This is a genomic window from Sphingobacterium multivorum, from assembly GCF_039511225.1.
GTDB lineage: Bacteria > Bacteroidota > Bacteroidia > Sphingobacteriales > Sphingobacteriaceae > Sphingobacterium.
Genome location: NZ_CP154261.1, coordinates 2,802,129 through 2,819,489, shown reverse-complemented (window position 1 = coordinate 2,819,489; position 17,361 = coordinate 2,802,129). Strand labels below are relative to the sequence as shown.

General features: G+C 43.1%; 18 protein-coding genes. 10 read left to right on the top strand and 8 right to left on the bottom strand.

The features are described 5' to 3' along the window. Nucleotides 1-173 precede the first annotated feature (173 nt). Nucleotides 174-560, top strand: coding sequence for a hypothetical protein (locus AAH582_RS11575; RefSeq protein ID WP_343322231.1), 387 nt, complete (start codon nt 174-176; stop codon nt 558-560). A 61-nt stretch (nt 561-621) separates the two neighbouring features. On the opposite strand, the gene AAH582_RS11570 is transcribed toward AAH582_RS11575, so the two are convergent. After that, entirely contained in the window at nt 622-1,275 is a 654-nt protein-coding gene (locus tag AAH582_RS11570) for a response regulator transcription factor (RefSeq protein WP_046676323.1), read from the bottom strand. Between the two features lie 402 nt (nt 1,276-1,677). On the opposite strand from AAH582_RS11570, the gene AAH582_RS11565 reads away from it, so the two are divergent. Together AAH582_RS11565 and AAH582_RS11560 are read left to right on the top strand one after the other, a co-directional pair. After that, nucleotides 1,678-2,286, top strand: coding sequence for a DUF4142 domain-containing protein (locus AAH582_RS11565; protein WP_343322230.1), 609 nt, complete (start codon nt 1,678-1,680; stop codon nt 2,284-2,286). A 76-nt stretch (nt 2,287-2,362) separates the two neighbouring features. After that, a complete protein-coding gene (locus AAH582_RS11560; RefSeq protein ID WP_343322229.1) occupies nt 2,363-2,863 on the top strand; it encodes a hypothetical protein in 501 nt (166 codons plus the stop codon). Nucleotides 2,864-2,869: 6 nt separating this feature from the next. Here AAH582_RS11560 and AAH582_RS11555 read toward each other — a convergent pair whose 3' ends face one another. The 5 genes from AAH582_RS11555 to AAH582_RS11535 form a co-directional block, all read right to left on the bottom strand. Then, complete coding sequence (locus tag AAH582_RS11555; RefSeq protein ID WP_343322228.1) at nt 2,870-4,990, bottom strand: mechanosensitive ion channel family protein; 2,121 nt, start codon at nt 4,988-4,990, stop codon at nt 2,870-2,872. 68 nt (nt 4,991-5,058) lie between these two features. Beyond that, complete coding sequence (locus tag AAH582_RS11550; RefSeq protein WP_046676320.1) at nt 5,059-5,265, bottom strand: hypothetical protein; 207 nt, start codon at nt 5,263-5,265, stop codon at nt 5,059-5,061. Between the two features lie 162 nt (nt 5,266-5,427). Continuing rightward, a complete protein-coding gene (locus AAH582_RS11545) occupies nt 5,428-5,664 on the bottom strand; it encodes a hypothetical protein (RefSeq protein WP_070564390.1) in 237 nt (78 codons plus the stop codon). Between the two features lie 25 nt (nt 5,665-5,689). Further along, a complete protein-coding gene (locus AAH582_RS11540; protein WP_343322227.1) occupies nt 5,690-6,361 on the bottom strand; it encodes a DUF6766 family protein in 672 nt (223 codons plus the stop codon). A gap of 61 nt (nt 6,362-6,422) precedes the next feature. Then, complete coding sequence (locus AAH582_RS11535) at nt 6,423-6,908, bottom strand: DUF421 domain-containing protein (RefSeq protein ID WP_343322226.1); 486 nt, start codon at nt 6,906-6,908, stop codon at nt 6,423-6,425. A gap of 232 nt (nt 6,909-7,140) precedes the next feature. Between AAH582_RS11535 and AAH582_RS11530 the strand changes: the two genes are divergently transcribed. Both AAH582_RS11530 and AAH582_RS11525 read left to right on the top strand, forming a co-directional pair. Continuing rightward, nucleotides 7,141-7,884 (top strand): nucleotidyltransferase domain-containing protein, encoded by a 744-nt coding sequence (locus AAH582_RS11530; RefSeq protein ID WP_343322225.1) that lies wholly within the window; start codon nt 7,141-7,143, stop codon nt 7,882-7,884. A gap of 1 nt (nt 7,885) precedes the next feature. After that, nucleotides 7,886-8,620: a metallophosphoesterase family protein gene (locus AAH582_RS11525; RefSeq protein ID WP_046676315.1), complete on the top strand. Its 735-nt coding sequence runs from the start codon at nt 7,886-7,888 to the stop codon at nt 8,618-8,620. Nucleotides 8,621-8,622: 2 nt separating this feature from the next. On the opposite strand, the gene AAH582_RS11520 is transcribed toward AAH582_RS11525, so the two are convergent. Further along, complete coding sequence (locus AAH582_RS11520) at nt 8,623-10,116, bottom strand: MFS transporter (RefSeq protein WP_343322224.1); 1,494 nt, start codon at nt 10,114-10,116, stop codon at nt 8,623-8,625. Nucleotides 10,117-10,342: 226 nt separating this feature from the next. Here AAH582_RS11520 and AAH582_RS11515 point away from each other — a divergent pair, with 226 nt between their 5' ends. From AAH582_RS11515 to AAH582_RS11495, 5 genes are read left to right on the top strand one after another with little or no spacing between them, the layout of a single operon-like run. Further along, nucleotides 10,343-11,299, top strand: coding sequence for a glycosyltransferase (locus AAH582_RS11515; RefSeq protein ID WP_343322223.1), 957 nt, complete (start codon nt 10,343-10,345; stop codon nt 11,297-11,299). Continuing rightward, nucleotides 11,296-13,155 (top strand): glycosyltransferase, encoded by a 1,860-nt coding sequence (locus tag AAH582_RS11510; RefSeq protein WP_343322222.1) that lies wholly within the window; start codon nt 11,296-11,298, stop codon nt 13,153-13,155. Before AAH582_RS11515 ends, AAH582_RS11510 begins: the two co-directional genes overlap by 4 nt. Continuing rightward, nucleotides 13,152-13,736 carry a D-glycero-alpha-D-manno-heptose-1,7-bisphosphate 7-phosphatase gene (locus tag AAH582_RS11505; RefSeq protein ID WP_343322221.1) on the top strand — a complete coding sequence of 195 codons (585 nt, stop codon included), beginning with the start codon at nt 13,152-13,154 and terminating at the stop codon, nt 13,734-13,736. Before AAH582_RS11510 ends, AAH582_RS11505 begins: the two co-directional genes overlap by 4 nt. After that, on the top strand, nt 13,714-15,207 hold the full coding sequence (locus AAH582_RS11500; protein ID WP_343322220.1) for a PfkB family carbohydrate kinase: 1,494 nt from the start codon (nt 13,714-13,716) through the stop codon (nt 15,205-15,207). Before AAH582_RS11505 ends, AAH582_RS11500 begins: the two co-directional genes overlap by 23 nt. Nucleotide 15,208: 1 nt before the next feature. Then, the gene (locus AAH582_RS11495) at nt 15,209-16,300 is read left to right on the top strand and encodes a glycosyltransferase family 9 protein (protein ID WP_343322219.1); all 1,092 of its coding nucleotides are present in this window, start codon (nt 15,209-15,211) and stop codon (nt 16,298-16,300) included. Here AAH582_RS11495 and AAH582_RS11490 read toward each other — a convergent pair. Then, the gene (locus AAH582_RS11490; protein ID WP_343322218.1) at nt 16,254-17,231 is read right to left on the bottom strand and encodes a glycosyltransferase family 9 protein; all 978 of its coding nucleotides are present in this window, start codon (nt 17,229-17,231) and stop codon (nt 16,254-16,256) included. The two genes, AAH582_RS11495 and AAH582_RS11490, sit on opposite strands and share 47 nt — an antisense overlap. Between the last annotated feature and the right edge of the window lie 130 nt (nt 17,232-17,361).

Here is a 17,361-nt window from a genome sequence, read left to right as displayed (position 1 = left end):
AATCACGCATATACCACATTTTATAAGTAAAAACACGTTTTTCCAACATGTGAATGATAGCGAACAACAACGCTATAATTAACGTACAAATCATACGACAATGCGTACTAACACAGTTAACGATCTGGCAACAACAGTGGTTCATCAACAAACGATTATGAATTAAACGCAGTATGAATAAAAAATGTACAGTTCAGGATGTCCATCCAGGTATGGCCATCCTCGCTTTAGCGATTGTAGCACAATCAGGCCCCCAAAATCTACCGAACGATATTCCGGAAGAGCATGAAGAAGAATTACCGGAAAATACGCCGGATCAGAATCCGGAAATTGATCAGGAAGATTTGGAAACGGATGAAGAATTAGACTTCGGAGTTGATGCAGAAGAACCTGAAATACCCCGCCAGGATGATTTCGGTTTCGATGAGGAAATTGGTTCAGCGGATGAAGATGAATTTCCAGAAGAAGAAGATAATGAAAACGAAGGTGCCAACGATGCAGAAGGACTGCCCACGCAACCGGTGACAACACCTTCTGATTTAGATGAAACAACCCTATAACGTGGACAAAAAAAGAAGAACCCCGCTCTTTTTCCAGTGTCGGGGTTCATTGAGCCCTATCCTATCTCAATAACTTTTTCTGAAAACCAAAACGGACAAGTCCCGCCGTATTCTTCGAACCGGTTTTCTCAATTAATTGCTGCCGATGGCCCTCCACGGTCCTTTTGCTCAAAAAAATTTGATCAGCTATTTCCGCATTTGTATGTCCTTCCGCAATCAATTCCAATACAGACAGTTCGCGTTCAGAGATGTCGTATCGTGCCATTATTGCTGTACGATCAATATCCAACTGCGCATACTTTGATAAGTTTCGGATCAAATCAATACTTAATGCTGCACTGATATACTGTTGCCCACGTTTTACCTGCTGAATTCCGAATAAAATCTCTTCTACATTGGAATCTTTCGATAAATAGCCATCAGCGCCAAGATTTAAAACCTCCTGAACAATCTGGATATTGTCTTCCATAGATAAAACAATGATTTTTATGGCTGGATAATGTTTTTTTACTTCTTGTATAAACTGAATGCCATCCATCACCTCCATATGGATATCAGTCAGGATGATGTCCGGTTTGGCTCCCTTAAGAAATTCCAGGGCTTTTTGACCATTCTCCATCCCCGCAATTACAGTTATATCTTCTTGAGCCTCTAATATTAATTGGAAACCGGATCGTACCAACGTATGGTCATCTACCAAAAGCAACTGTGTCATAGCTATCTGTTTTTCTTTCTTTTTAGTTTAGCGATTGATTTTTGAACGAAACAGCTTTCAAGCCAAAAATGTTTTAAAAAATAGATTTTGGCAAAATGAAGCCCGCCAAGAAGAGTTCGAATTTCAAAAGAGTGCGCGCTATTCTTTTATGAACGAATTAGTACGATATGTTTGCGTAAGCACCACAATTTTCGCTTTAAATACGCAAAATAGGCTCTTTTCAAACGCTACCTTCCTCGCCACTGTTCACTTCAAAACACAACGAAAGAAAAGCATATGTTTACATCCATCATTATCGGCATCGTCTTTATTTTCTTAGCATCCTATATCGTCATCAATTATAGAAGAAAAGGAAGTAATACACGAAACAGAAAAAATCGTTAACATTTAAATAAAAGTATTATGAAAATCATTTTAAAAACCCTCGGGATATTACTAGCCACCCTCGCCTGTATAGTTGTCGTTCAGGCGCAAGACAGTAATCCCGCTCAGCCACAGTCTGGAGATCTGGACTTTGCCAGCAAAGCTACGGCCAGCAACAATTTCGAACTGCAGGCGGCAAGCATTGCTCTTGCTAAATCACAAAACCCAACGATCAAACAATATGCACAGATGATCACTGATGACCATACCGCTGCAGGAAATGAACTATCGACCATTGTAAAAAATAAAAATTGGCAGCTGCGTACGAGTGACGATCAAAATTATAAAGCCATGATCGACCAACTCAATAAGGCCGACACAGCCAATTTTGACCGCGTTTACACAGATCTGATGGTTAAGAGCCATCAAGATGCAATTTCACTTTTCAAAGATGCAAGCACAGGCACAGCAATTACAGATGCTGACCTGAAGAAATTTGCCACCGATAAAATTCCGGCATTCGAAAAGCACCTTGATCAGCTTAAAAATTGGCAACCTTCAGATCCTTCGATAAGTGATATGCCCATTACACCAAATGCGCCATCTCCAGCGATCAAGAATAAGGTACCAAAACCGACATTAAAATAACAACGTATTTTTTCCAATCATTCACTCCGGAGGACAAAGCCATTACGGCTCTGTCCTTCGCTATTTCATACATCACATGGAACAGACATTCGACTACATACACGAACTTCTTAATAGGCAAATGGCGCTGCGTGCCAAAATTGAAGAAAGCCCCATTGCAGGCGAAATAAAAATGAGCTATGGTCGCGATTTTTATCAGGAAGAGGTGCGCTCCATGGGGTTAGCGATGATTCGCGACGGCTGGGATATGGAGGGCGAACAACTGATCCTCGATTTTGTGCATGAACACTACCCGATGCGGGTTAAAGATGAACTTATCTGGATTAATAAAATGATGCATTACCTAGCTGCTGTTACCGACACCTTTATCGATAATCTACACGCCGAGGGTTACCGTTTTTTACAGGGAAATGTGGACATGCCCAATGAACACGCGATATTCTACCCTGTCCATGAACTAGATGCATTCGGAAAATTATCCCAAGAACTCGGAATGAATACCCTCGTAGATCTGAAAATACCAAATCAATTAGAACAATTGCAAGGCTGGATCTATTACCGTTCGGAGAGTACATAATTTTGTTTAGGCCGAAGTCACTTTTGAATCATGAAGTGCGGCTTCGGCTTTAACTTGCTCAAGAAACTTACTCCTAAAACGTTCGATGTGCTGCACGTTTTGTATACCCACCTGAATTGATACGATATAGGCATCGGCTGTAATATCCTTTGTTAAAATTTTCATGGGCAGGCTTCTGTCGATCTCCTTAAAGCTAGTAATGGTATCTTCCAACCACTTTTTCCAATCTTCGATGCTGCGTCCCGTAACGATGGTCAACTGAAGATTCAGACGGATATCCGATTCTTCAAACGTCCAGTTGACCAGGCGACCGGAAAGGAGATCCCCATTTGGTATAATAACTTGGGCCCCTTGGTCTGTTAATAAGGTGCTCGATCGGATACCCACCTGCATGACCTGCCCTTTTTTATCTGCAAGTTCCACATAATCTCCCACTTTAAACGGACGTTCAAATACCAAAATCACACCTGAAACAAAATTGTTGATAATATTCTGCAGGCCTAAACCTATCCCCACACTTAATGCGCCAACAATGACGGTCAGCTTGTCAACTCCCAACCCCAGAATACGTATTCCTATGAGGAAGCCAACAATAAAAATGACAACACGAACGAGTGGTAATAAGGCTGTTCGATGCTGATTTTTTTTCGCGTCGGGCTGATCAAGAAGGTCTTTTAAATTTTTTTGTATCCAATTTGCTGTCCATATGACTGCAAATGCTAAAAGCACATCGCCATACGTATAATTAACACCACCAATGGTGTGGGTATTATTTAACAAGCGATCCCCAAGTCGACGAATTTCACTTGTGATATGCAAGGTGTTGGCCCAGATAATAATGACCAATATACTAGCAAATAGGCCAATAATACGATGGAGTGCGGCAAGCATCTTCTGCTTATCAAAGCGATTTATAAAACGGTCTTCTTTCGAATTTTCATAAGAATTGAGTAAATCATGAGAAAGCATGTCGCGGAATGCATGTAGGGAGAGTGCTTGCAATAACCCTACAGCTGCTGCGATGCTGCATGTACGGGCCAGATTTAGAAAACCAAACAGATTAAATATAATGGCTGCCATACTGATAATTAGCAGTAACCATCGTGAAAAGGGGCGCAGATAATCAAAAGGTATTTTTCCGTCGACCTTCCGCCCGAGGTGCCAAAGCAGGCAAATACCCGATAAATTGATCAACATGACAATAATTCGCGACATCCAACCTGTATCCAGCACTAGATTGCTGGCAAGTACCAATAGATAATAAAAAAATACATACTGCATCATCTTCAGATGCTGATTGGATAACTCCGGGCGAATCAAAAGATATAGAAAGCCGAAAATAAGCAGATAGCTCAATTCGAGCACGATCACGGGGATTCTAAGGGAAGTCAGTGGCAGGAGAATAAGGAAAAAGACCGCAAACTTGAGGACAGGAATCCACCACGGTTGATTGCGATGTAAGGGCAATGTCTCTTCGGCCCCTATGGCACGTCTGCGCATCTGATAAAGCCAATAAAAATAAATAAGGCTCAGTAGGATAAGGAGGAAACGACCATCCCACGCACTATCGTAGTAACGCTGCGATAGTCCATCCTGCTCCAGGTTCTTTTGTATTATACTTTTCCAGTGATACCAAAAGGTTCCTTCTTGCGCTGCCTGAGTCACATTCTGCTGCTGCTCGGCCTTGTCGCCAAGGTCTTGCATGTCCAACAGGAGCGATTCAATATCACGTTCTAGTGTTGCGGCACTATCTTGCACCGCCCGCCATGAGTTGGCCGTGGAGTCTTGGGGTACCGTTTGCTTGCGCAACACCGTAACTTTTCCCTGTAGATCATGCACAGCGGGTTTAACCAGGCTGATATACTGCTGTACTTGACTGGGCACGAGCCGACCATCATCCGGCCGCTGCCAGGCGACTCCTCGCTTTACGCTGTCCAATCCAGTATAATAACGATCAACCTGCTCACGCCATTGTTCCAAAAAGTTTCTCGCCGAGGCCAGTGGATTACTCGGCAACGAATCAAGAATACTGACCGAATCCTTCGATCGCTCAACGGAATCGACCTCTTGAGCGTGCATCGTAGAACAAAATAGGCTAAGCTGGATGACCAAGCTTAGCCTTAGCATGGCGCAAATTATTGAGCCCGTTATCTTTTGCATACCCCTAATTACGTTTTAAATATCCTCATTTATGTTTAATCGGGTTTAGCCGGAGAAGGTTGCCGCTGCAAAGAATCGGTGCTGTCCCGGCCAAGCGAGTCATTTATACCAACACCAACCTGCCCATCATCGGGTGTATTGGAGGAATCATAGCTGCCGTTTGCCTGATTGCCTTTATTGCTGCTATTGCCGCATCCCCATAGTCCAAGGATTGCCAATATCAATAAACTAATCTTTTTCATATGTTTTGAGTTTAAGTATGAAATTATTCGAAAAGTGAACAGTGCAAAAAAAACAATGGTTCTCTTTAGTTCGCATTTAAGTAAAAATATCTCCCTATCGTAGAAGTACGCAACAGGTCAAACGTCTACAAACAGGTGTTCATGTTACTCAACGCTGCCTGTTCAATCCTCAGCTTTAGTTCGATCCAAATTGTCCAATGGTACAGCTTCCTGTGCGGTCCCAGCCTTATTTTTAGTCGTATCTTTTCCACGGCTACGGTGAATATTGTCTAATGGTAGACCATTCTGGTTGACTGTTGTATCTACTTTCTGTTCCTTTTCGCTACTTTTGGTTCTATTATCGCAAGATGTTGCTGCCACAGCTGCGAATGCGATGGCCAAATACAAATATTTAATCATAGTTTTTACCTTTTATTATTATTCGTTACCCCTTCCCCGTTTCGCTATGTGGAGCATCAACGGGCTTTGATTCAGGTGATCCTTTTTGACGTAGGAAAATGGTGAATACAACAATGGCCAAAACAGACAAAAATTCACTTTGCCAGTTCTGGAAAGTTTCAAACCAAAATTGAGGCATAATGAGGTACGTCCATGCGTCATCTACCGGTAAACCTTCAAGCCGCTGTTCGGTGTTGTGCTGTCTCCAGCTTCCATAAAAGTGCATAACCCAACTCCCCAAAAAAAGTAGCGCAAAGCAAATGAATAGCGATGAACTATATAATTTCAACAGCCAGCCACCTTTTCTAACAGGATAAGGGGTATTTGGGCCGGGCTGCGGTTCGCGGTCTACCTCTTCTGTTTCCCCTATTTTTTTTGATTCAGCAGAGCCCCATTGGCGTAATCCTACCGTCAGAATCACATACATCGCCATCTGAAGAAATTCACTCTCGAAATTTTCAAAAGTTGCCGATGTAAAATGTCCTGTGCGCAAATAATCAATGATGTCCAGTGGTGCACGATTGGCCTCCAGCAACTCTTCATTATGTACTTTCCAACCCGTAAAACATTGCATGCTTAGGGAAAAGACAAACAGCGCTGCAAACACCAGGCTTAGGCCATTACGATAAAAAAAAAAATAATTTTTCTTGTTTTCCATAGCAGGATTTATTTTATTATTAAGTACACATAAATTCAATAACGACTTAACTATTAAGTATTTATAACTTTTCCTTGAGTATAAAACTTATTCGCCCATTCGGCTCCATCAAAGCCATATCCACTTCATCGAGGTGCTTACTATTTGTCTCTAACCGCAAGCTCGTCAGTAGATCAGTACGGCTTACCCCCAACCGGTCCATCTGATCCCATTGGATTTTACCGTTCTTGTATAAAACAGCGGGCTTACCTTTCACCATATTACCCAAATAGGGAAGCCTGGCCGATACCTGGGCTAGGATTTTATTGACAATAATCATCACGAAGCCGGCAAACACGGTTGACAGAAATGGCGAAGCGCCAACTATTCCCCGCGCTAATACCGCACCTAGCATAATAATGATGACGAAATCCACTCCGGACTTTCGTCCAAGAATTCGAATTCCGCCCAATCGAACCAAAAAAAGTGCAATGATAAACATCATAAACGCACGCGCCCCCATTTGTATCATCGTCAGGTCTTCACCAGAGCCAAAAAAACTGTCCATATTTTTATACCGTTTAGATCGTTGTTATGCGCCCACCTTCATCATGAAGCAATGTGCTCTTTATTTACTTCAAAATAGCCTACTTTATCTCAGAACATCGGTAGGAGCTTTCCCTGTTCCCTCATTTTTCAAATTGAGTACTTTTACCTATTCAACAGGCGGATAATACGTTTTCATCGACAGTCAACAAACTACTGCATTTAATTGACTGTCTTTAAGAAAAGCAAACGATATGATTCATTTAGATAATCCACCTGAAGATTGTCTCGCCTTCTTTCAGGATACATTGCGGCTGCTCCAGGATAGCGGAGCTCAATTTATGGTGGGCGGTGGTCTAGCCATGTTTCACTACACGGGGATCATACGGCCTATCAAGGATATGGATATCTTTTGCAAAAGCAGCGAATACCCAAAAATTCTTAAACACCTTGCCGCTAATGGTTATGAGACCGAATTGACAGATGTGCGATGGCTCGCCAAGATTTACAAAGACCCCTACTTCATTGATATTATTTTCGATAGTGTTAATCACAATTGCACTGTTGAGCAGGATTGGTTTGACAGAGCACCTGAAGGTACTCTTTTTGATGTTGATGTGCGTTATATACCAGCAGAAGAGCTAGTATGGTGTAAGCTATACGTACAAAACAGAGAGCGGCATGACAGCGCCGATATTAACCATATTTGGCTAAAATATGGAAAAAGCTTGGACTGGAACCATTTATTAATGCGAATGGATCAACATTGGCACCTCTTGCTGGCTCAAATGATCATCTTTCAGTTTACTTATCCGCATGACTATCGCGATATTCTCCCAAAAGACTTATTTGATGAGCTCATTAAACGCGCAGCGGATCAATATGAATTGCCTCCTTGCCTGGAGAAAGTTTGTCTGGGACCTTTAATAGATCAAACGCAATATGAAATTGATATTAAAGAATGGGATTATAAGTCATACACAATAAAAACTGTTTAATATGAACAAGAAGACAACCATAGCCGCATTGGGCGATATACATATGAATGCAAACCAGCACGGAAAATGGAAAACCAAATTTGAGGAGATTTCGGAAAAGGCTAAAGTCCTTTTACTTTGCGGTGATCTAACGGATACGGGGGATGAAGAAGAAGCAGAATTACTTGTTGCTGAGCTCCAATCCATTAAGGTTCCAGTCATCGCCGTATTGGGAAATCACGACTATGAGAAAGGACGGCAAAAGCAGATTCGCCAAATTTTGACAGACAGTAAAATTACGGTCTTGGATGGTGAAGCTATCGTGATCGAAAATATTGGTTTTGCTGGCGTAAAGGGCTTTGGCGGTGGTTTTGACCGTTATATGTTATCAATGTTTGGTGAAGATGCCATGAAAAGTTTTGTGCAGGAAGCTGTAAACGAATCGTTGCTTTTAGATCGAGCTTTGGCGCGCCTCGAACAAGAACATGCAGACATAAAAAAAGTCGCCTTACTGCATTACGCGCCCATTGCTGAAACTGTTTTAGGTGAACCCGAACAGATTTATCCTTTTTTAGGGTCAACGCATTTAATGGAACCTTTGCAACGACGTAAAGTAAGTGCTGCCTTCCACGGACATGCGCATGCCGGAAAATTCAAGGCCCTGTCCCCCACCGGAATACCAATTTACAATGTGGCAGTGCCCGTTTTAATGGCCCAGCATGGAAGTGAGGCCGGCTTTGCACTCATTGACATTTAGCATTATTTTTTCTCATCCGAAATTGCTTTATCTGATGCGATGACTTTTCGTTTAACAATCTGCTTGAGTTGGGTATGAAGCGTGATAATATTCCCCACAAGTAGGCTTTCTTTCAATCCGGCACGAAAACGTTTTTTCATAATACGTTTGACAAGCTGTGGACTTACTTCGCCATTTTCCTGTACCTTTCCCAGCCAACGGAGCGATATAAATGCCAGAAGTGCGGCAATAAGGAATAGAAAATTCCATTCATGCAGATAGATCAGTTTGGCGATAGTCTGGAGGTTGGGACTTTTCCAGGAGATGCTGATCTGAAGCTCGCGAGTTGCAAAATAATCAACTAACAATCCTCCTATAATAGGCCCCAAGGCTGTAAAAAACGAAGCGACCATATTTTTTACGGTTATATAGACAATTGCATCTGTCTTGGGAGCGAGTTTCAGGCCAATGTTTGTGAGGGCGAGATTAATGCCTCCGGTGGAGATTCCCGTCATGATATGCAGAAATAGGAGTAAAAGTAAATTGGGCAATGCACGCGAATAGATTCCGACAAATATCCATAATAAAATGCAACAAATGTAAATGGGTGCTGTCAGGTAGATAATACTTTTGTTACTATAACGATCCGAAAGGTTTCCCCATAAGCGTAGGCCCAGGACACTGGCTATCTGACTGACAACAGTAAGCAGGATGACTATTTTCATCGAAAGCCCCAATGTTTTTAACATAAAGACCGTAAAAAAGGGTATCGCTAAATTAATCGCCAACAACCAAGCCGCATTGAAGATCAATAAATTTTTAAAATTTTTATTTTTAAGCGGCTGTAGCAACAAACTTCCCAAATGTCCCCCAGACATCTGTTGTTTGGGCTCTTTGGCCTGTACCAAAAAAAAGGCACCAACTGCTCCTATAGCCCCTGCGATTAAAAAGTATATGCCGTACAGCTTTGGTAGTTGCATAACGGCATGATTGGTATAATAGTCAACTAACGCTGCGACAATGATGCTAACTGTAATATTCGTCAATTGCATGATGCCCGTGCGCTTGGAAAAATAAGTACCCAAACGTTCCTCAGGAACGAGGTCTTTAATCCAGGAATTCCAGCCTGCGCCACCTATCGCGCTGAGAAGGTAATGGATGAACATAAAACTGAGCAAGGTCGTAAAAGAGAAATCGACTTCCCGCCACATTAAAAGCCCAACCACGACCAAAGGCATTTTTGCAAGAAATACAGCGAATACGGTTATTACTTTCCGATTCGGGTAAATCTGCATGACAAGAATGGTCAACAGCTGGGCAAGATTACATAAGGTTGGAAAGGCCGCCAACAGTCCCAGCTGAAAGTTACTTGCTCCCATCAACAAACCTGCTCCGACCAAAATAACACCGCTGCTCAAACAGACAACAACTTCTGAACATACACCGTCTATGATGACCATTCGGAGGCTTTTGTCAATATCTTGTGTTTCGAGATGATGTACCGGTCTGAGATCCATAGCCTTTTCTCATGTAACAGCTGCTCCAGGATGTTAGTTCCCTTAAAATGAATTAATGAGCTTAATACGTTAGGCGAAGTACTTCCAACATACGATTGGGTATTAGTCCATCCAACCAAGTCGTTACCGCAGCCGTTCATTAAGCAAAGGTTAAAAGCGCGTTTCCTTCTGCGAAATTGAATCGCTAAAAACGGCGTTTTTCCATTGTTGAAATTAAAAATTGTTTATGACACACAAACCACGCGTATTAACATGGCATATCCATGGATCGTACTTGTACTATTTATCCCAAGGTGACTATATCTTATATATTCCATATACGCCCGAAAGAGGACCTCGCTATGGCGGACGGGGAACAACCTTCCCTTTTGGCGACAATGTGATTGAAGTTCCTGCCGGCGAAGTGCGTAATCTTGACCTAGATCTTATCCTTTTTCAATGCGATGAAAATTACTTGGAAGATCAATATCTGATCCTGTCTGAAGCGCAGCAACAGTTACCTCGTATCTATATTGAGCACGACCCGCCATGGCAGCATCCCTGTGATGAAGTTCATCCAGTCGCCAATCCAGCCGTTACACTGGTGCATGTGACACACTTCAACCAGTTAATGTGGAAGGCAAATATTCCGGATGTACGTGTCATCACCCATGGTGTTGATACACACGATGTCGCTTACAATGGTCGATTGGAAAAAGGGATTGTCGTTATCAACAACCTTCCCTCCCGTGGACGCATGCTAGGTAGCGATATTTTCAAGTATGTACAAAAGCAGGTACCATTAGATCTCATCGGAATGGGTAACGAACCCTATGGGCTTCGTGAAGTGCTCCATCCGCGCCTACCCGAATTTATTAAAGACTACCGTTTCTTTTTCAATCCAATACGGTACACAAGTTTGGGCTTAGCAATCTGTGAAGCTATGATGGTGGGTCTTCCCATTGTTGGATTGGCTACCACAGAGCTTTCTACCATTATTGAAAATGAAAAAACAGGCTATATCGGCTTAGAGGTCGAAGAGCTTATCGCTAAAATGAAAATGCTGCTGAATAATCCCCAACATGCACAGCAGCTCAGTGTAAACGCACAGCAGAAAGCAAAAGAGCTTTTCGACATAGTTCGATTTGGACAACAATGGGAGAATTTAATTAATGAAAAAATTCATCAATATATACTATCATGAAAAAAAGAATAGCTTTTATTAGTGATCATGCCTCACCCTTAGCGACCCTCGGAGGCAAAGACAGCGGCGGCCAAAATGTTTATGTTGCCGAGGTTGCCATGCAGCTCGCCTTGATGGGCAATCAAATAGACATTTATACGCGATGTGAACATCCCAGCCAAGAAGAGGTTGTCCTTTGGAAACCAAATATAAGGGTCATTCATATTGCCGCAGGCCCCAAAGGCATACTCCCAAAGGAAGAGCTTTATGGACACATCCAGGAATTTACCGCCCATACAATCGATTTTATGACCGCTAACCAGCTGCGCTACCAGTTGGTACATGCGCATTTTTGGCTGTCAGGTATGGTGGCCATGGAAATCAAGAAACAATTGCATATCCCCTTTGTTATTACTTTTCATGCCCTAGGTGCGGTGCGCCGCTTACACCAAGGAGGCTCAGACAAATTCCCGAAAATACGTGAAAAAATTGAGAAAGATATCATTTGGGCAGCCGAACGCGTCATTGCCGAATGCCCAAACGATCTGAAGGACTTGATTCAACATTATCAGGCGCCACAGGATAAAATAGAAATTATTCCCTGTGGTTTTAACCCAACCGATTTCCATCCAATAGATCGCACCGAAGCAAAAGAAAAGCTTGGGCTTGATTCCGCATACACCTACATTTTGCAACTTGGTCGCATGGTGAAACGAAAGGGAATAGACAATGTGATCGAAGCCTTTTCCCATGCGCACCATGCGCTGCCCGAATTGCGGCTATTGGTCGTTGGTGGAAATCTGGCGACCGCGGAAGACCGCGCAGAATTTGATCGTCTGCATCATCTGTGTATCGAGTTAAAAGTCGAAGATAAGGTCATTTTCACGGGACAACAGAGCCGTGATCTACTCAGGTACTATTACGCTGCAAGTGAGCTTTTTATCACCACGCCATGGTACGAACCATTCGGGATTACTCCGCTGGAATCCATGGCCTGTGGTACGCCCGTAATTGGTGCCGATGTGGGTGGTATATCGTTTACGGTAAGGCATGAAGAAACCGGCCTTTTGGTAGCGGCACAACAGCCACAACAATTGTCTGCTGCGATTGTTGACCTGATAAATAACGACCGTAAACGATTGAAATTTTCTGTTAATTCCCTACGCCATGTTAAATCCTTTACGTGGAAAGTGGTCAGCGAAAGCATTGCGCAGCTTTATGCACAATGTTTGCCTCAGGATACCGAAAAAGAAACAATTACGCAGATCAGGCAGAGCTTTTTGGGTTCCTCAAAGACTTTCGAAAAAGCGGCAGAATCTTTGGCGCTTGGCATAGCCAGGCTGTCGTCCAAAATGGTCTCTGTATTGCATGAAGGTAAAAAAATCATGATCTGCGGCAATGGTGGTAGTGCCGCGGAGAGCCAGCATTTCGCTGCCGAGCTCGTGGGTCGATTTGAAATACCACAGCGTCCCGGCTATCCAGTGATCTCGCTTAACGCTGATGTGGCGGTTCTCACCGCATGGGCAAACGACTTTGGCTACGAAAGCGTATTTGCAAGACAGGTACAGGCACTTGGGCAACCAGGAGATATGCTGATCTGTTTAAGTACAAGTGGCAACTCGCCCAATATCCTAAACGCATTGAAAGAAGCCAGTAAAGCTGGGGTGATTTGTGCAAATTTGCTGGGAAAAGATGGTGGCGAGGCCACGCAATTCGGAGATCATAATCTCATAGTTCCTTCCGATCACACGGCCCGTATTCAGGAAGTACAGCTACATATTATTCACCAGCTCTGCGCACTGGTGGAACAGCGGATGGCAAATCTGAGTAGGAAAAATGAACACTTCGTTATACATAATAAATTGATCGCATCATGATGGAGAGCGCTGTATTTCTGGATAAGGATGGAACGCTGATTAAGGATGTTCCCTACAACGTTGATCCCGCACGCATCGTTTGTTATTCCGACATTTTTGAGCCTTTAAGAGGGTTACAAAAAAGGGGCTATAAGCTCATTGTTATCAGCAATCAGTCGGGTATAGCCCGACGTTATTTTACAGCTGAAGATTTGGATGTCGCTTTTTCAGCATTGCACGAGCTACTCCGCTACGAGCACATCCAATTAGACGGTATCTACTATTGTCCACATGGCGATGTCATGGACAAACCGCAATGCTCCTGCCGTAAGCCTTTACCCGGCATGCTCTACCGGGCTGCCAAGGAGCTGAACATAGATTTAAAAAAATCCTGGATGATCGGCGATATCCTAAGTGATGTCGGCGCCGGCCGTGCGGCAGGCTGCAGGACCATATTGGTCGACCGAAGCCAGAAAGAAAGGAAACAGGAGCGAATTTCTGATCCTAAATATACACCAGATTTTATAGTAGACGATTTTTACGGATTGGCTCAACTTATCAAATCAGAAAAAGTAGATTATGAAAGATATAGCATTAAATAAACTTGTCGAAAATGGTTTCAACAATCCAAGGGTCCTTGTTTTGGGAGATTGCATGCTGGATATTTATCTGGATGGGGAATGCAAGCGGCTTGCTCCCGATATCGCCGTACCCGTGCTCGATGTCCAATCTGTAGAACATTGCCTTGGCGGAGCCGGGAATGTGATCACGAACCTCAGCAATATGGGGGCTGTCGTGTCTGTCGTTAGTCTGTTGGGTGACGATACCAGTGGACAGACAATAGCACGCAATTTGCAGCGACAGGGAATTGACACGGGGGGCCTGCTCTATAATGAAAGTTGTCAGACACTAACAAAAACGCGATTACGTAGAGATGGACACTGTCTGCTGCGTTATGATATTGGTCAGAAGTATCACTTTAGTGCAGCGCTGGCCAACCAGTATCTGACAGCGGTTAAAAAAGCCCTTCAACATGTCGATATTGTTTTTATTGCAGATTATGGAAAAGGTAACATTACGAATGAGCTCATCCTGCTGCTTGCCGAAGAACAACAGATTGAGCCAAAAATTATTGCTATAGATAGCAAAGATTACGACAAGTATGCATGCCTAAATCCCGACTTAATTAAGCCCAATTATGAAGAAGCAAGAAAAATCCTGAGCCAGGAAGAAGAGGATGACCGTTTAATGCAAGCCTTGAAATGGCCAGAAAGTCTAGCTGCCTTATCGCAGGCGAACTGGGTGGCATTAACGCTCGATAAGGATGGTGTCATCCTGTCTAAAAAAGGTGGTTCAGCAAAGCACTACCGGGTTCCTGTTTTAAAAGAAGGTAATTTCTCCGGCGCTGGCGACACCTTTCTGACTGTGCTTTGCTTGGCTTACTATAATAAACTTGATGCGGATATTGCGATAGCACTGAGTGTAAAGGCAGCACAGATCGGTATACAAAAAAATGGTACTGCACATTGTAGCTGCACGGAATTAGCCCAGCGCCTTATGAACAAAGATGATAAATTAATTACCGATCTGAATCATCTTGAAGTACTATGCGATAGACTTCGGAAGGAAAACAAACTCGTATTCACCAATGGTTGTTTCGATATTTTTCATGCCGGTCATGCCCATTACCTAGGAGCAGCTAAAGCACAGGGCGATATTCTGATTGTTGGCATCAATACAGACGAGAGCATCAGACGTTTAAAAGGGGCAACAAGACCTGTCAATTCCCTTGACGATCGAATCGAAGTATTGCGGGCGCTTGGAGCTGTAGATTATATTGTACCGTTTGGTGATGAATTATCGGACAACCCTATCCCGATCATCGAAAAGGTTAAACCGCATATCTTTGTAAAAGGTGAAGCATACCAAAACAAAGAACTGGCCGAACAAGGGCTACTGCAAATACTAGGGACACAACTTGTGTTTATTCCGCATGTCCATCAGCAGTCGACCACTAAAATCATTCAGCGGGTTCAAAAAAAGGACAATCAACTGTTAAAGAAAATCAGCTAAGATGGGTACATGGAAAGATTGTAAAAATATGCTGATCATTCGCTTAGACAATATGGGCGATCTGATCATGAGTAATGCAGCGCTTCAGGAAATTAAATCAGCGAATGGAAATTGTAAAATCACATTACTTGCGTCAGAAATGGCTGTTCCCATTATCCCCTACCTTGGTACCGTTGATGACTATATACAATATGATGCCCCTTGGATGAAATTGAGCGCGCATGACACGGTTGCTTCGACTGAAGAATTGATTAAAACCATTAAAAAGCGGCAATTTGATAGTTGTATTATCTTCAACGTATACAGCCAAAATCCAATGGCTTCGATCATGTTGGCATATCTAGCGGAAATTCCCCTACGAGCGGCTTATATGCGCGAGAATCCCTATACGTTGCTTACCCATTGGATACCAGACAAAGAACCCCTGTTTGAGGTACAGCACCAGATAGCACGTGATCTCGAACTGGTGAGACTGCTTGGCATCAGCCGGTCAGTCAATCGATTACCGAGCCTAATTGTACCCCGAGGTCAATTATCGAATTTAATTCCTTTACGTTGGGGGAAACAGATCATTGTCAATTGTGATGTTTCGGAGCAAAAAAGACGAATTCCCCGTACTGTCGCACAACAATTGACGCGGCAGCTGCTTGATTCGGCATTTCAGGTCATACTTGTTGGCAAGGAATACAACGAATACCTGAGATCATGTTTTTCAGAAATCGTAGGGAAAAATCTGATCAACCTTATTGGAAAGACGACAATTGATGATCTCCTACTCCTCGTAGCACATGCAGATGCTGTACTCACGGTCAACACGGGCGTTGCTCATATTGCCTGCGCGCTACAAAAACCAACGTTGGTTCTTTACGCTCAGACGAACCCACAGCATATCCCATGGTCGCAGGATGCTGACTTTATCCTTTACCCTGTCGATCCTGCTTTGCGCTCCAAAAATACGATTAACAGCTTTGTCGATAAGCAGAATGGATCGTCTGGAATGACACCGTTAAGTGTTGAAAATATCATGGATAAATTGAATTCATTACTTAAGCATTCCTCCCAAAAACAGACAGCACTGGAAGGACGCGCCTGATTTCGCGTACAATATCCTCCATGGCGATAGGTTTGGTCAGGTCAAAAGTGGTATGCAGTGCCGTGTTGAGTGGTCCCCAACGCTCGGGCTCACCATCTAGACTTATGACCACACTTTTTGCTTCTAAGGCAGCGGCAATATGGGAAATTCCTGTGCAGTTGCATACAAGTAAAGTCGATTCCTTCAAAAGACAGCCAAGTGTACCCAAATCAAGTCTGGAACAGAGGTTAAGCACAGGTTGTTCAAGTATGCGCTGCAGTTCATTGACCAAAGATTCTTCAGCACTTACCCCAGTCAGGACAATCTGATATCCCATTTGCTGCATTAAGGTTGCAAGAAATCCGAAGTTTTCAACAGGCCAGCGGCGTCTGGCGTCCCGACTGCCCACATGGATAATGACGAAAGGATATTTTATTTCAGCTTTTATTTTCCTATAGGCCTCCCAATCCTGGGGAAATAAGGGGAAATACATGGTACGATTTGGAATTTTTAAACCTAGAAATTCCATAAGAGCTAAGTGCCTGTTCACCTCGTGAAGCTTCCCTGGATAAGTCATCCAGTCGGGGTTGTCAATTGAAGCTGTTGGTTGAAATCCTACCAGTCGCTTTGCCGCAAAATTCTGTAAAAAATCATTCACCACAGTTCCATCTCCCTGCATCTGAATCAGAAGGTCAAATTTTTCCGCTTGCATCTGCTTGACGAATCGTTCAAGATTGTCGGGATTATATGCAATTTCGGGAAGCTGCGGATGCCCGGGAAAATCCACATATTCGTCGATGCAATCAAAGCGTTCCATCAATACACGCATATGAGGCAAACCAATAAAGTACAGTCTGGCATCGGGATAATGCGACTTCAATGCCCTTATGGCGGGAATAGAGCACAGTAGATCGCCCAGCTGAAGGGCTCGAAAAATAGCTATCTTAAACATACCATCGATTTTAAGGATAGACAACCCCCAAGGAAATACGGTTTGATTTATTCCTTTTTATCAATCAAAGCGTTTTTCCTATGCTAAATCATATTATTTCAAACCTTCATCATATTATTTCAAACCTTCG

What these genes read in the sequence shown, in the direction of transcription:
- AAH582_RS11500 (WP_343322220.1), top strand. Translation starts at nt 13,714, where the DNA reads ATGAAAGATATAGCATTAAATAAACTTGTCGAAAATGGTTTCAACAAT.
- AAH582_RS11495 (WP_343322219.1), top strand. Translation starts at nt 15,209, where the DNA reads ATGGGTACATGGAAAGATTGTAAAAATATGCTGATCATTCGCTTAGAC.
- AAH582_RS11490 (WP_343322218.1), bottom strand. Translation starts at nt 17,231, where the DNA reads ATGTTTAAGATAGCTATTTTTCGAGCCCTTCAGCTGGGCGATCTACTG.
- AAH582_RS11555 (WP_343322228.1), bottom strand. Translation starts at nt 4,990, where the DNA reads ATGCTAAGGCTAAGCTTGGTCATCCAGCTTAGCCTATTTTGTTCTACG.
- AAH582_RS11510 (WP_343322222.1), top strand. Translation starts at nt 11,296, where the DNA reads ATGAAAAAAAGAATAGCTTTTATTAGTGATCATGCCTCACCCTTAGCG.
- AAH582_RS11570 (WP_046676323.1), bottom strand. Translation starts at nt 1,275, where the DNA reads ATGACACAGTTGCTTTTGGTAGATGACCATACGTTGGTACGATCCGGT.
- AAH582_RS11505 (WP_343322221.1), top strand. Translation starts at nt 13,152, where the DNA reads ATGATGGAGAGCGCTGTATTTCTGGATAAGGATGGAACGCTGATTAAG.
- AAH582_RS11530 (WP_343322225.1), top strand. Translation starts at nt 7,141, where the DNA reads ATGATTCATTTAGATAATCCACCTGAAGATTGTCTCGCCTTCTTTCAG.
- AAH582_RS11540 (WP_343322227.1), bottom strand. Translation starts at nt 6,361, where the DNA reads ATGGAAAACAAGAAAAATTATTTTTTTTTTTATCGTAATGGCCTAAGC.
- AAH582_RS11560 (WP_343322229.1), top strand. Translation starts at nt 2,363, where the DNA reads ATGGAACAGACATTCGACTACATACACGAACTTCTTAATAGGCAAATG.
- AAH582_RS11520 (WP_343322224.1), bottom strand. Translation starts at nt 10,116, where the DNA reads ATGGATCTCAGACCGGTACATCATCTCGAAACACAAGATATTGACAAA.
- AAH582_RS11565 (WP_343322230.1), top strand. Translation starts at nt 1,678, where the DNA reads ATGAAAATCATTTTAAAAACCCTCGGGATATTACTAGCCACCCTCGCC.
- AAH582_RS11575 (WP_343322231.1), top strand. Translation starts at nt 174, where the DNA reads ATGAATAAAAAATGTACAGTTCAGGATGTCCATCCAGGTATGGCCATC.
- AAH582_RS11515 (WP_343322223.1), top strand. Translation starts at nt 10,343, where the DNA reads ATGACACACAAACCACGCGTATTAACATGGCATATCCATGGATCGTAC.
- AAH582_RS11525 (WP_046676315.1), top strand. Translation starts at nt 7,886, where the DNA reads ATGAACAAGAAGACAACCATAGCCGCATTGGGCGATATACATATGAAT.
- AAH582_RS11535 (WP_343322226.1), bottom strand. Translation starts at nt 6,908, where the DNA reads ATGGACAGTTTTTTTGGCTCTGGTGAAGACCTGACGATGATACAAATG.
- AAH582_RS11550 (WP_046676320.1), bottom strand. Translation starts at nt 5,265, where the DNA reads ATGAAAAAGATTAGTTTATTGATATTGGCAATCCTTGGACTATGGGGA.
- AAH582_RS11545 (WP_070564390.1), bottom strand. Translation starts at nt 5,664, where the DNA reads ATGATTAAATATTTGTATTTGGCCATCGCATTCGCAGCTGTGGCAGCA.